Here is a 13845-nt window from a genome sequence, read left to right as displayed (position 1 = left end):
ACTTAGCAACACCACCTGAGTGCTTGTCCATAGCCGACTGGGAAGACATGCCGTAGAACTTCATGAATTGCTTACCGTCTTGCTCTACAACTTCGCCGCCTGACTCAGAGTGACCTGCTAGCATACCGCCTAGCATTACGAAGTCAGCACCGCCGCCGAACGCTTTAGATACGTCACCCGCACATGAACAGCCACCGTCACCGATGATCATGCCGCCAAGGCCGTGTGCTGCGTCGCCACACTCGATGATTGCAGAAAGTTGAGGGTAACCTACGCCTGTTTTAACACGTGTAGTACAAACAGAACCAGGGCCGATACCAACCTTAACGATGTCTGCGCCCGCTAGGATTAGCTCTTCAACCATGTCACCGGTTACAACGTTACCGGCAGAGATAACTTTGTTTGGGAATTCAGCACGTACTTTTTGCACGTAATCAACTAGATGCTCTGAGTAGCCGTTAGCGATATCAATACAGATAAATACGAAGTCTTCGCTAAGCGCCATGATCTTCTTAACTTTCTCAAACTCAGCTTCAGATGTACCCGTTGAAACAAATACATTGTTCAGTGTTTTCTTGTCTGCTGTTTTAGCAAACTCAGCCCACTGCTCTACTGTGTAGTGTTTGTGTACCGCAGTCATCACACCGTGCTCTGCTAGAGCAGCTGCCATTTCAAAGCTTGCTACCGAATCCATGTTCGCAGCAATTACTGGAGTACCAGACCATTGACGACCGCTATGCTTGAATGTAAAATCGCGGGTTAATTCAACTTGAGAACGGCTTTTAAGGGTAGAACGCTTCGGACGGAAGAGTACATCTTTGAAACCTAACTTAAGTTCTTGTTCGATACGCATGGTGTTTTCCTTGATTCATATAATGATGTGTCTCTCGCGAAATGCGTAGTAAAACCGTTGGCAGACGAGTTTACTTTTCTTCGGACACAAAAAAACCGGAGCGTTGGCAGACGCTCCGGTTTTCAGCATTATAGGTCGTGATTTAGTAACAGCAAGTCTGATATTTCACTTTTTTTTATGCTATCCTCTCAAAGATTCCATATCTGGTAAAAACCCTCAGTTACACCTTGCTACTAAATCCTTACTAATTAACAACTTAGAGAGCCTCTAACGCAAACGCTGTCGGTTTATTGCGCAATCGTTTTCTCCCTTTCTCGCTCAATCCCCCCTCTCACTAAGCAAATATGTGAAGAAAATGCCTCTAAATCACATAAAATTTATACTTTTCTCCAACAAAAAATGTCTTTTTTCTTAAATAAATTCGACTTTTTCCAAATTTTCTTCGTTTTCGACCAAGTCAGCAATCTCATGACCTTACATTTAGCCCCAGTTTGGAAACACACCCGAAGCATAGACATCAAAAAAATGGCTAAGGTTCTCACCTTAGCCATTTTTTTGATGTTCGGAGCGCTCTTTTAAAGCTATTTAATAATCGAGCTAGAAGATGTGTTAGCCCTTTTGAGACATCAAGGCTTCTGCTGTCGCATCTTGAATAGACAAGAACAATGAGGTGACTTGGCCTGTTGGCGAACGCATCGGGTTCAGTGTCACGTTCTGATACATAAAATCAGCTTGTTGAGTTACTGGCCTAACATTACGACACTTAAACAGATAAGGCCTTTGTTGCCATGTAATGAAGCTACGGCAGCCTAAATCGTAGACTGGCTTGGTTTTGAGCCTAAACCACTCTTCAGGGATCTCAGGGAACAGTTCAAAGATAGACTTACCGATCGCGTCATGCGATTGCTTACCGCTATGGTGAGTCATGAAGCCATTCCAAACTTGTACCTGAAAGTCACGGTTAATGACCACCAGCCCCATATCGACGTTCTGAACCATGTCCACCATCCAGTGGAACTGTTCAAATTCAGCAGGAAGATTCAGCATATTAAAACTCCTCCATTAAGTAGGCCAATTTGTTGTCTAGAAGAGGCAGGGATTCGTCCACGAACATAAACAGAAGGTCACAACGGATGGAAGTGCCATCTATGTTGTAGCTGACTTCAAAGGTCATGGTCTTCTTAAACGAGCCACTGGTATTTTCGATGACAGAATCAATTGAGATGTGTTGGCCGAGTAAAACAGGAGAGCTCTGGAAAAAACGGACTTCTGATTGTTCCCCTAACCCGTTAAGGAAAGAACCAACAAGGATATTCGACACATCCATCAACAGTTCTAACTCTTCAAGCTGTTCGCTGTCTGTTGGTACCTTCATGAGCTTTTTAAGGTCGCTCACGCTGGAATCACTCAGCAAGACTAACGCTTCACCCGCAATGCCTTCTCCGCTGAAGCCTTGGCAAACACCCGATACTTGGTCGTTGTCTGCTAGGTCACGAAGTGCCATATGCAATTCACTCACTTCGAAGATGTTCACGTTCGGCAATGGTAAGTGCACAAATACATTAAAGTGACGCGCCAATGCATCAGCTGCACGGCCTATCGCAACGTTAGCCACTTCCATGTATATATCGCGTCGGCGAAGTATTGGCAGCTCTAGAGGCGAAGGCGTAATGAGTTGAGGCTGTTTCGGTGGCTCAACATGCTCGCGTAAAATGGCTTTTAACGCTTCTTTATCGATCGGCTTTTGTAAAAACGCTTTGGCACCAAGGTCCATGACCTTCTGTTGCGCTTTTGGTTGGATATCACCAGAAACAACCACAACAGGCGTGGTATTACCTAAACGTTGCATCTCTTCCAATGTGCCATAGCCATCTAATTCCGGCATGGTGAGATCAAGAAACATCAGTTTAAACTGGTTTTGAGCTAACTCTTCAAGTGCATTAAGCCCATGAACAGCAAAAGTTATATCTGCATTTAGAGAACTAGGCAATGATCGAGCCATCTGCTTCCTTGCTAACGCAGAATCATCACATATAAGAACTGGGAACGACATAAATGCACCACCGACAAATTAAAGCTAATTCGGACGAGTGTAACAGATCATTATGGTATCAGGTACGGGGTGAATGGATTTATGTGTAGATTATTAGTAAGAATGATAAAACAGGCGGGTGAGCTATCATCTTGTATTATTCTTTATGTAAATCAATATGCTACAAAGATAATAACAATTATTATTAATCAACTAACTGCACTATTATATGGAGTAATAGCACTAATTCTATTAAATGATATCTTTAATAATAACTTGAATAAATGAGTATATTAAGGCTCGGTTTACTCATGCATTTATCGCTTTGATATATCCAACACGTGAGAGCTAATGACAGATGTCTTATACATCAGAGCAAATACAAAAAGCTAGAACTGATAGGTAGGCCATAGAATCAACAATGCGAAACGTATAATCACGGCAAAAACCAACAACGCGATACCGAGTCGGTACCATTTGTATTCCGCAATATTCATTGGAATACGCTTGTAGAGCATCGTAATCACGCCTTTCCAATCGTTACTGCGTCTTCCGTACTGCATTATGCTCGTTAAAACAAACAGTGCGCCAAGCACTAACATTCCTTTTTCAGCCCAGAACAGTCCAACTTCCATTTGTGTATTCCTTGATAAAATCATGAGCAGCTCAAATCATTTTAGCCACCTTTGTGCTCGGTTTCTGTAAGACCAAGGTCTATAATAAAAGGTTATAACTCGAGGCTAGCAGTACAAGCCACTCATGAATAAGCATGATTCGATAGCTCCGGAGACTTGCTGTTCTTTTGAATGACAAACATCAGTTGGATAAGCAGCAGAATACCAGTCACACCCAAGCCAACGCCGATTCCACCCCAGATCCCTGCCAATTCAAATTTTGCCATCAAGTACCAAGCGGCAGGCAGACCAAATACCCAATAACCAATGGCAGTCATCACCGTTGGCATCGAGACAATCTTCATCCCTCTTAGCAAGTTAATTGCCAGCAACTGCCAAGCATCAACAATAAAACACAACGCCACGACCCAGATAACCGAAGCCAGTAGCGACGTCATTGCACCAGTGCCATCATTTAGCTTAAAGATAGAAGCAATCATTTCCGGCCATAAGATGAACACAGCAGACAAGACCACACTCAATACCGACACCAGTATAAAGCTTTGAATCGAGGTTCTTTTAATTCCTTCGTAGTTACCCGCACCAAAATCACGGCCAACCAAAATAGCGGCTGCTTGTGAAAAGCCGAAGTTGAAGTTCCAAGTAAAGCTTAAACATTGCAGTAAGATTTGGTGTAGAGCTAACGAAGCAATACTGATAGTGCCCGCCATTAAAGTGCCACCGTATATCAAACCGTGCTCAAGTAACGCCGCCAAGCCGATAGGTAAACCCATCATTAAAAGTGGGCTCATCAGCTTAATGGAGTACTCTTCGGTGTTTAGCCAAGGGGCGAACTGCTTGAATTCGTCACGCTTGAACACCCAAACCGTGTAGCCAATCATTACGATGAATGCCGCGATAGCCGTACCTAGCCCTAACCCCGTTAAGCCCATGTCTAATTGGAAGGTTAAGAAGTAGCTGACGGGTACATTCAAAATCACAGTGATAACCGACATCACCAGAATAGAACGCACATTACCAAACGCGCTGGTTAAGCCACGCAGCACCAATAAGATAAGCGAAGGCAACATCACCCATTTTAGGGCGTGCACATATTCCATCGCTAAAGTGATCACTTCTTGAGGTTGTTTAGCCACTTCCAACACCAACGGAGCAAACCAGAAACTTGCCATTAAAGTCACGCTGAGCACGAATGCCAACATGGTTGCGCCTTTCACCGCTAGTCTGATTTGTGTATTGCCAAACTCAGGGCGTGCCACGCGCTGACCATACGCGATAGCAATTAGGTTTGCGACACAACCGACAGTGCTGCTCGCAATAATGAAGATAAAGAAGTAGATAGAGGCACCTAAGCCACCAGCCGCAAGCGCTGACACGCTGATTCGCGACATCATCCAAACATCGGTAAGGACTAAAGCCATGGATATCAGCTGTGAAATGATCAAAGGGAATGCGAGAGTGAGTATTTTTTTCATGAGCGCCTCAGTTAATTTCGCCCAAAATACGATCGATGGGGCTGGCGTTCAATTGATAAATTTGCGACTCTAACATTCCAAAAACTCATGCGAACGAATTATGACCCCATATCCTAGCTTGCCATCCTCCCATAATGGCTTAAAAGCCTTCGAAGCGGCTGCAAGGCTGATGAGCTTTACGTTGGCTGCCGATGAGCTTAACGTGACACAGAGTGCAATCAGCCGTCAGATCAAGCAGCTTGAAGATGAGCTGAACGCATCGCTGATCATTCGTAAACATCGAGCGATTGAATTAACGGTACAAGGTCATGATTTGTATGTCGCTTTGCGTGAAAGTTACGGCAATATCGAGTCGGTGATCGCCTCTTGGAGTGAACCGAAACAAAAACGTATTGTGATCAAAGCAACTCTGAGTTTCGCTACGCGAGTATTGATCTCTAAGGTACGTGAATTAAACGAACGCTACCTAGATTACGAGATCGTGATAGTTCCTGTGATTGAAGAGGATGAAGCGATCAACAGCAGCGAATACGACTTGTTAATCTTCCACACTCGATTCAAAAAACGATACAACAACGCTCCTGACATCACTTTCTTGCGTGAAGAGTTTATGGCGCCAGTCTGCTCCACGAGCTTAACTCATTCCGCCAGTTCAACAAATAAAGACACCGACCTCGATTCGATCTTAACCATGCCACGGCTGCATCCAACCTTAGATCACCATGATTGGAAAGTATGGTTGGCCGATGTCGAATTCCCACCGAAAAAGCCCGTCAGAAATACCAGCTTCTTGTCCTTGGATATGGCACTCAGCGCTTGCTTATCGGGTGAAGGTGTCACAGTGACGGATTTGCTTTTGGTTTTACAAGATCTACAACGTGGCTTCTTGTATTGCCCGAAGAATGCCAAGATCCAAAACAGTGCATGGACCTATTTCATCCACCAACGCACTCACTCGCCTGTGATTAATGATCTCATTGATTGGCTTAAAATAGAGACAGAGAAAGAGATCGAATTGTTGAAAGCGCTATCCCATCAAAATCATTGGTCTGGTGTTATCAGCGAGCAACAGTAACGGTAAGCCTTAGCCCAGATACAAATAAGCCGCAGAACTTACTGCGGCTTATGCTATCTAACAATCGTATTTCACTTTATTGCACAAGTATTAAAGCTTAAACATACGTGCACTGCGTGGTGGTAAATTAAACGTATGGTAGCGAGAAGAAATGGTTTCTGTGGCGCTGCTCAATACGTCTTTATATTGAACATGCCAATTGAACTCATGTTGGTAAGTATCAACGGTCACGCCACGCGTTTCACCACATTTATTAATACCAACTATGCCTTCTTTACCACGCTTGAACAACAAAGTGCACTGGTCGCTCGAAATCATCGTCATTGATTTGCCTTGTATTGCGTTATGGAAGCTCAACATGTTTTTCATTGTCGAACTGTTCCAAACATTGCCCCAACGACCGTTATCCTTGTCTTCAGAATCAGGAAGATCATCACTGTAGATCAAAGGTGTGCCACCGTCTTTACCAAGGATATAAGCGTAAGCAAGCTGTTCATCTTGTGGATCCATGATTTGGTAACGGAAGCCGTCATTGGTTGGAATGTCGTGCGTGATCGCGAAGGTGATCGAGCGATTGTCATCCAATGCTTGGCCGTACGCTTTTGGATCATGCAGCTGGTTCATACCGCCGCTCATTGAGAACGCTGATCGAATCGATGCAAACAACGGGAAATCGTACGCAGAGTGATTGGTGTTGTTTAAGTATGGCGCTAAGAATGACTCATAGCCGCTATTCCCTGCTCCACCACTGGTAATAACCTCACCAAACACGTGCATGTTCGCTGTGATCTCAGACGTAAACACTTGATCGATTTGGTACTGACTCATGTGTTTCACTGCATCAATTCGGAAACCTTTGATGCCCATGTCCTTTAACGCTTTCAGGTATAAACGCTGTTGTGACACTACCCAGTTGTTTGGGTCTAGATCTGGGAGACCCACATCACCATCGGCACCACACAAACGCCAGTATTGAACATGGCCCGGATCGTTCCAATCTGAAATACAGCCTGCGGCATGGAAATCGTTAGCCGAGACAAAACCTTGCCCTAAGTTGCCAAACAGAGTCTGGTCGGCATAGTAACTTGAACGGCTGGCATAATCGTCTAGCACTTCTGTGCCTGGGTAATCCAAGTCACTTCGCTTCCAGCTTTCATTCGCCATGTGGTTGAGTACAACATCAGCGTAAACATCAACACCTACGCCTTTAAGTGCGGTGATCATTGCGGCTAAATCTTGTTTGTTCCCCAAAGGAGAGTCAATAGTACGCAGATCTTGTGGTTGGTAACGCGCCCACCATTGGCTACCGCTGGATTTCATTGCCGGAGCAACCAGCACCTTCTTGTAGCCAGCTTGGGCAATTTGATTGGCATTGGCTGTTACGTCTGAGTACTTCCAGTTGAAAGCATGAAGGATGGTGTCGGCATATGTGGCAGAACTAAAAGAGCAAAGCGCGAGCGTGGATATGAGTAGGGTATTTATTGGTTTCATAGAACATATCTCTCATTATAGATTCACAGAAATAATATGAATAGCAGAGACAATGAAAACGGCGGATAAATCAGAGTTGAATTAGCGTCACCTTCTGTTGAGGGGGATTTTATAAAACTGAGCTGTAACCGATATTATGTAGGATAAAAAGCAAACCATGCTGAAATGAGAATTAATTGAATTAAGTTGACGGGAACCAGACAAAGCCTTTGGTCGGCTCTCCAAAACTACGTTATGATTCCACTTCCCTCAACTGATTGATATTTTTATGCCTTCTTTCTCTTTTTCACTGATCCCTGTCGGGGTTAGGTTCATGCTCCTCTCCGCTTTTGGATTCGCACTAATGTCGGCTTGTGTAAAGTACATTAGCAGCTATGGCATACCTGTATTTGAAATTGTCGCAGCTAGAGCTTTGGTGTCTTTGCTCATCAGTTATATTGATGTGAAACGAAAGGGCATTTCGATTTGGGGTCACAACAAACCACTTCTTTTCCTGCGTGGTGTTGTCGGTACAGCTGCGTTGATGTGCGTTTACTATGCGGTGACGACGCTGCCGCTAGCAGAAGCCGCTATCTTGCAATACGTCCATCCAATATTTACCGCGTTGCTCGGTGTGTTATTCCTGAAAGAACGCGTCCAGAAATCAACGATGATCTGCATTGCATTCTGTCTAGCAGGATTACTGGTGATGGTTCAGCCAAGCATAAACACTGGCGCGAGCAGTGAGTTACCCCTGTTCAGCATTATGGTGGCATTGTGCGGTGCGTTTGGTAGCTCGATTGCGTATGTGATTGTGAGAAAGCTTAGCCAAACGGAAGACAGCTCAGTGATCATCTTCTACTTCCCACTGGTTGCCATGCCAATATCCACAGCCTTAATTTGGAGCGACTTTGTATGGCCCAGCTTATTTTTGACTGTGATGCTGGTTCTCGTCGGGGTTTTCACACAAATAGGTCAATATGGTTTAACCAAGGCGATGCAAACCCAAGCTGCGGGTAAGGCGTCGGCTTACTCATACATTCAGATCGTATTCTCTGCACTATTAGGTGTTTGGATCTTCAATGAAATCCCATCGGCTTGGACGTACTTAGGTGGTGGCCTCATTGTAACAGGCGCGCTAATCAATGTGTTTGGCAAACAGTTGCTGACGCCCCTTAAAGCGAAAGACCAAAAGCTAGGCATGAAGTAATTTCCTACCTTTAAGCCAAGTTTAAAAAGGGCATTGCGGAATAATCCACACTGCCCTTTTCTGTAAGTCTTTCCTAGCACTCTTTCTTAGTCGTTTATTTCGAACAAACTAGCGTTAGCAAACCAAGTCGATAAACGATTTTTATTACGTGGCATTGCGTAGTTTGGGATCATCACTCAGATATTCAACGAATTCAATTTCAAAGCCAGCCGGGTCTACAAAATAGACGTTTTTACGATAAGGTTCTTCGGCGCCGGGTTTGGCTATTGGGAAACCCGCATCAATAAGGCGCTCAATCACGCTATTGATGTTATGAGTCACATAAGCAAAATGCGCGAGACCAACCGAATGCCCTGCCAAGTCTCTGTTTTCTCCTTCACCGTGATCACTCAGTGCAATATATTGATATTCGTCACCAAAATGCAGCCAATTGCGTGGCTTACCTGACCACTCCCCTTTTCCCTCATCACGGACATACCAATGAGGGAACGCCGCTTTATAGAATGTCAGCATTTCAGGGATGTCCTTAACGACTAAATTTACATGTTCAAGTTGGATCATTCTTCTCTCCTTAAAGTATTCTCGTAAGCAACGTTGTATATCCTAATACCTAAAGTTAAGTTTAGGTAAAGACCTAATTTGTATTTATTTTGAGAGCGTTTTTAGTTCACAAATTATGTAATAGGCTCAACGAACCATAAGGTAACGATGCCCAAACCCGTAATCACTCTGATGATCACCCCAAAAAAACGAGCCACTTGGGCTCGTTTTGCATTCCTTTCTATAAAATTTCGGCTCTAACCTAAGAAACCGCCTGTCTGATGCTGCCATAACTTGGCATAAACACCATTCAGTTCTAGGAGTTCTTGGTGTGAGCCTTGTTCGATAACTTGTCCTTGGTCCATAACAATTAAACGATCTAAAGCAGCAATGGTTGATAGTCGGTGGGCAATCGCAATTACCGTTTTACCTTCCATTAACGCATCAAGGTTTTCTTGTATTGCTGATTCAACTTCCGAGTCCAATGCCGACGTTGCTTCGTCCATAATCAGGATAGGCGCATTTTTAAGAAGTACTCGCGCAATGGCAACACGTTGACGTTGTCCACCCGAAAGCTTAACCCCACGCTCACCTACTTCTACGTCATACGCTTTATTGCCATTTTCATCTTTCAGCTCTTGGATAAAGTCATGAGCATGCGCTTGTGTCGCTGCAGCAATCACGTCGTCCATACTAGCTTCAGGATCGCCATAAAGAATGTTCTCTTTGATTGAGCGATGCAGTAATGAAGTGTCTTGAGTGATCATGCCAATATGTTTACGCAACGACTCTTGTTCAACTTGAGAAATGTCTTGCCCGTCAATACGGATATGACCACTATTAACATCATAGAAACGCAATAATAAATTAACCAAGGTCGATTTACCTGAGCCAGAACGACCAACAATACCAACCTTCTCTCCTGGCTTGATATTCAGTTCAAGATCGTTAAATACCGACTTCTCTTCATTGTAGTTAAAGTGAACCTTATTAAAATCAATTGCACCTTGTTTAATTTCTAGCGATTTTGCATTTTTAACATCTTTAATTTCAACATCATTAGAAATGGTATTCATACCATCGACAACTGTGCCGATATTTTCAAATAATGAGCTCACTTCCCACATGATCCATTTCGACATGCCTTGAACTCGAAGAGCGATACTAATACCAACCGCTATCGCCCCTATCGTAACACTGGCATCTAGCCACAACATGATAGAAGTAGCGGCAATTGAAATAAGTAATAGGTAGTTAATTGCGTCCACACTCAATAATAAGCATGTCACCATTCGCATTTGCCGATAAACGGTTTTCAAAAAGCCTTTCATGCTGCTTTCAGCGTAATCGAGTTCACGTTGAGAATGCGCAAAGAGCTTAACTGTCGAAATATTCGTATAAGAATCAACAATACGACCCGTCATGATAGAGCGAGCATCCGCTTGCACTGTGGCTATTTGTTTCATTTTCGGAATAAAGTAAAGTTGAATGAAAATATACAGTACTAACCAAATGAGAATTGGCAGCATTAAAATGAGGTCAGACTCACCCATCATCCAAATCATTGAGATGAAATAAACTGAAATATACACCAACACATCAAGAAGTTTCATCACGGTTTCGCGCACTGCTAACGCACTTTGCATAACCTTGGTAGCGACACGTCCAGCAAAATCTCGTTGAAAAAAGCCAACAGCTTGCTTCAACAAATAACGGTGAATTAACCAACGAATTGACATTGGATAATTACCTAGCAGCGACTGATGCATAATCATCGAATGGAAAAAGCCCAACGTTGGCATAACAACGACTACAAGAATCAGCATATTCTTGATGCTGCCTCCTTGATCTTGCCAAAATGTTTCTCTGTCTTGATTGGCTAATATATCAACCAGCTCCCCTAGGTATCGCAATAAAGCCACTTCTGAAATAGCGATCAATGCACTTAGAATCGCCATTAGTACCAAAGGCACTTCAAAACCTCGGGTATAAAAACGACAAAAACCAAATAAATTTTTTGGCGGTTTTTCGGTTTCGTGTGATGGAAATGGCTTCGTAAGGTTTTCAAACCAATTAAACATAAGTAGTAATACCTGTCTTGTGCTATCGGGGGACGGGGTCGCCATTATCAAGATTTCTTCAGACTTGTGTAGCTTTTTTTTGAATCTATCAATAGATACGTAAACATATCAATTTGTAATTAAAAGACGAAAAAACAGTCATTAGCGTTTACCCAATATGTAAACAGCTACAATTATCAAATACTGATCACGAAATAATTTTTCAAATTGTCACCTTAATGTGATCAAGATCTAACTATGATTATTATCAACTAGGTATACTCGCAACAAAAATGAGAACCATTATCACTACTCTTTACATTAAAAGAGCGAGTAACCAATCTGTACAGTGGAAAAATAATGACCATCCTAAAACCAAAAACGCTTAGCCTTGCTGTTAAGCGAAGCCTAGTTGTGGGCTCAATTCTTTTACTCCCGACTCAATTTGCTTTTGCGACAGACACTTCAACTGAAGAAGTCGAAACGATCACCGTGACAGCTCAGGCATTGAAAGTAGAAACCCCTGCAAAAGAAACACCTAAATCCATTTCAATCATATCTGAAGATGAATTGCGTGTTCGAGCACCACAAAAACTGGATGAAGCACTGCGCTACACATCAGGTGTAACCGCCCAGCCATACGGCGCTGACAATGATACTGATTGGTTCAAAATTCGTGGTTTTGATGCTGCAACTTACCTAGATGGTCATCGTCTGTTTCGAGATGGTTATTACACATGGTTAGTCGAACCATACGGACTAGAAAGCGTTGAGGTGATTAAAGGTCCTTCTGCTGTTCTTTATGGTGAGTCTGCACCTGGTGGCTTAGTTAATGCTGTTCAAAAGAAACCAACTTTCGCACCTCAAGGCGAAGTTAAGATCGAAGTGGGCAACAATAATCATCAAGCGGTCGGATTCGACGTTGCTGATGATGCTAACGAAGATGGCAGTGTACGTTACCGTTTAGTCGGTTTAATGAAAAGTGAAGATGGCGAACTAGACGGTACAAGCAATGAACGGTTCTACATTGCGCCAAGCTTTGAGATTGATATTTCTGATCGCACGATGCTTACCATTCTAGCAAGCTACCTTCATGATGATGGTGTACCTACGAACCCTTTCTTCCCAGCAGCAGGCACATTAATCGGCTCGAACTTTGGCAACATTGACCCGTCAACAAACCTTGGTCAACCTGACTACGACAAATATGAACGAACTCAATTCTCTTTAGGCTACTTGCTAGAGCACGAACTTAACGACACGTGGAAGCTTTCTCAAAACCTGAATTATGGTGCTAACGAGCTATACCTTCGTAGCTCTTACGCTTTCTCAAACAACGATCCATCTGTTGAAGAACTTGCGCAAGGTATTGTATTCCGTGATGGTAAAAACGAGAGTATTACCTTTGATAACAATGCAGTAGGTAACTGGATCACCAATAACGCTGAACACACGGTGTTAGTTGGTATGGATCTGCAATACCACAAAACCGATGGCCTAGAGCAAGACAACTATGCGTTTGGCACGATCAACCCGTCAAACCCAGAATACGGCAACTTCACCCCGCTTGATTCTGCAAACAACATTAAGCGTGAGATCTCGAAATCTCAGGCAAGTATGTACTCACAATACCAACTTAAATTGCACGATCAGTGGATTGGTAACGTTGGCGCTCGCTACGATTGGGTTAAAACCGAGAATACAGGAAAAGGCACAAACGTTGCTCAAAGCGAATCTCGCGATGACGGTGAATTATCGTTAAGTGCTGGCGTAATGTACCTTGCCGAAAATGGCTTATCGCCTTACGCAAGCTACTCTCAATCGTTTGAAGTTATCAGCACTATCGATGCTTCAACAAACGAGCTATACAAGCCACTTGAAGGCGAACAGGTTGAGGTAGGTATTAAATACGAACCTAGCTTTATCGATGGATTTGTTAATGTTGCATGGTTCGATATTGCTCAGAAGAATGCACTCGTTACAGACCCTTCTACTTGGGTAGCAACGCAAACAGGTGAAGTAACATCGACAGGTGTTGAAATCGACGGTGCAGCTCAGCTTACAGACTCTGTAAAACTAATGGCAAGTTACACCTATACGAAAGCAGAGACTGATGAAACATTTGGTAAAGGTAAGCAGCAAGCAGCACTTATCCCAGAGCATCAAGCATCAGCTTGGATTGATTACAGTGCACAAGCGTTCATTCCAAACCTCAATATTGGTACAGGTGTTCGCTACGTTGGTGAATCAAAAGACAACCCTAAGAGCTCAGATCTAACGGTTCCATCTGTGACACTTTGGGATGCATCGGTAACTTATGACATCACATATCAATGGCAAGCACAGCTAAATGTGAACAATATTCTTAACGAAGAGTATGTGTCTGGTTGTGATTACTGGTGTTACTACGGTCAATCTCGCTCTGTAATGCTAAATGCAAACTACAAGTGGTAACCCGCTCATAGTTCACTAAATATAGCGCCCCCCTCCTATGA

The 13845-nt window shown here is 43.4% G+C and carries 11 protein-coding genes; 3 read left to right on the top strand and 8 right to left on the bottom strand.

Annotation, left to right across the window (positions count from 1 at the left end):
* The 5 genes from WR49_RS19810 to WR49_RS19790 form a co-directional block, all read right to left on the bottom strand.
* On the bottom strand, window positions 1-853 hold an 853-nt coding region (locus WR49_RS19810), incomplete at its 3' end, for a GMP reductase (protein WP_046225159.1).
* 609 nt (window positions 854-1462) lie between these two features.
* Entirely contained in the window at window positions 1463-1900 is a 438-nt protein-coding gene (locus WR49_RS19805; RefSeq protein WP_017058076.1) for a PAS domain-containing protein, read from the bottom strand.
* Window position 1901: 1 nt separating this feature from the next.
* Window positions 1902-2906, bottom strand: coding sequence for a response regulator (locus tag WR49_RS19800; protein WP_029627230.1), 1005 nt, complete (start codon window positions 2904-2906; stop codon window positions 1902-1904).
* Between the two features lie 368 nt (window positions 2907-3274).
* Window positions 3275-3520: a hypothetical protein gene (locus tag WR49_RS19795; protein WP_046225158.1), complete on the bottom strand. Its 246-nt coding sequence runs from the start codon at window positions 3518-3520 to the stop codon at window positions 3275-3277.
* 122 nt (window positions 3521-3642) lie between these two features.
* On the bottom strand, window positions 3643-4995 hold the full coding sequence (locus WR49_RS19790; protein ID WP_046225157.1) for an MATE family efflux transporter: 1353 nt from the start codon (window positions 4993-4995) through the stop codon (window positions 3643-3645).
* 100 nt (window positions 4996-5095) lie between these two features.
* Between WR49_RS19790 and WR49_RS19785 the strand changes: the two genes are divergently transcribed.
* Window positions 5096-6070: a LysR family transcriptional regulator gene (locus tag WR49_RS19785; protein ID WP_046225156.1), complete on the top strand. Its 975-nt coding sequence runs from the start codon at window positions 5096-5098 to the stop codon at window positions 6068-6070.
* Between the two features lie 90 nt (window positions 6071-6160).
* Here WR49_RS19785 and WR49_RS19780 read toward each other — a convergent pair whose 3' ends face one another.
* Window positions 6161-7561, bottom strand: a complete 1401-nt coding sequence (locus WR49_RS19780) for an alpha-amylase family protein (RefSeq protein ID WP_046225155.1) — start codon at window positions 7559-7561, stop codon at window positions 6161-6163.
* A 268-nt stretch (window positions 7562-7829) separates the two neighbouring features.
* Between WR49_RS19780 and WR49_RS19775 the strand changes: the two genes are divergently transcribed.
* Entirely contained in the window at window positions 7830-8750 is a 921-nt protein-coding gene (locus WR49_RS19775; RefSeq protein ID WP_077681757.1) for a DMT family transporter, read from the top strand.
* 144 nt (window positions 8751-8894) lie between these two features.
* Here WR49_RS19775 and WR49_RS19770 read toward each other — a convergent pair whose 3' ends face one another.
* Window positions 8895-9311, bottom strand: a complete 417-nt coding sequence (locus tag WR49_RS19770) for a VOC family protein (RefSeq protein ID WP_017058068.1) — start codon at window positions 9309-9311, stop codon at window positions 8895-8897.
* Between the two features lie 236 nt (window positions 9312-9547).
* The gene (locus WR49_RS19765; RefSeq protein WP_046225154.1) at window positions 9548-11371 is read right to left on the bottom strand and encodes an ABC transporter ATP-binding protein; all 1824 of its coding nucleotides are present in this window, start codon (window positions 11369-11371) and stop codon (window positions 9548-9550) included.
* Between the two features lie 339 nt (window positions 11372-11710).
* Here WR49_RS19765 and WR49_RS19760 point away from each other — a divergent pair, with 339 nt between their 5' ends.
* The gene (locus WR49_RS19760; protein WP_046225153.1) at window positions 11711-13804 is read left to right on the top strand and encodes a TonB-dependent siderophore receptor; all 2094 of its coding nucleotides are present in this window, start codon (window positions 11711-11713) and stop codon (window positions 13802-13804) included.
* The last annotated feature ends 41 nt before the right edge of the window (window positions 13805-13845 follow it).

Source organism: Vibrio sp. ECSMB14106, from assembly GCF_000972265.1.
Lineage (GTDB): Bacteria > Pseudomonadota > Gammaproteobacteria > Enterobacterales > Vibrionaceae > Vibrio > Vibrio kanaloae.
The sequence above is the reverse complement of the archived record's forward strand: the minus strand, read 5'-3'. Positions and strand labels throughout refer to the sequence as shown.

What these genes read in the sequence shown, in the direction of transcription:
- WR49_RS19805 (WP_017058076.1), bottom strand. Translation starts at nt 1,900, where the DNA reads ATGCTGAATCTTCCTGCTGAATTTGAACAGTTCCACTGGATGGTGGAC.
- WR49_RS19765 (WP_046225154.1), bottom strand. Translation starts at nt 11,371, where the DNA reads ATGTTTAATTGGTTTGAAAACCTTACGAAGCCATTTCCATCACACGAA.
- WR49_RS19775 (WP_077681757.1), top strand. Translation starts at nt 7,830, where the DNA reads ATGCCTTCTTTCTCTTTTTCACTGATCCCTGTCGGGGTTAGGTTCATG.
- WR49_RS19770 (WP_017058068.1), bottom strand. Translation starts at nt 9,311, where the DNA reads ATGATCCAACTTGAACATGTAAATTTAGTCGTTAAGGACATCCCTGAA.
- WR49_RS19790 (WP_046225157.1), bottom strand. Translation starts at nt 4,995, where the DNA reads ATGAAAAAAATACTCACTCTCGCATTCCCTTTGATCATTTCACAGCTG.
- WR49_RS19760 (WP_046225153.1), top strand. Translation starts at nt 11,711, where the DNA reads ATGACCATCCTAAAACCAAAAACGCTTAGCCTTGCTGTTAAGCGAAGC.
- WR49_RS19795 (WP_046225158.1), bottom strand. Translation starts at nt 3,520, where the DNA reads ATGGAAGTTGGACTGTTCTGGGCTGAAAAAGGAATGTTAGTGCTTGGC.
- WR49_RS19780 (WP_046225155.1), bottom strand. Translation starts at nt 7,561, where the DNA reads ATGAAACCAATAAATACCCTACTCATATCCACGCTCGCGCTTTGCTCT.
- WR49_RS19785 (WP_046225156.1), top strand. Translation starts at nt 5,096, where the DNA reads ATGACCCCATATCCTAGCTTGCCATCCTCCCATAATGGCTTAAAAGCC.
- WR49_RS19800 (WP_029627230.1), bottom strand. Translation starts at nt 2,906, where the DNA reads ATGTCGTTCCCAGTTCTTATATGTGATGATTCTGCGTTAGCAAGGAAG.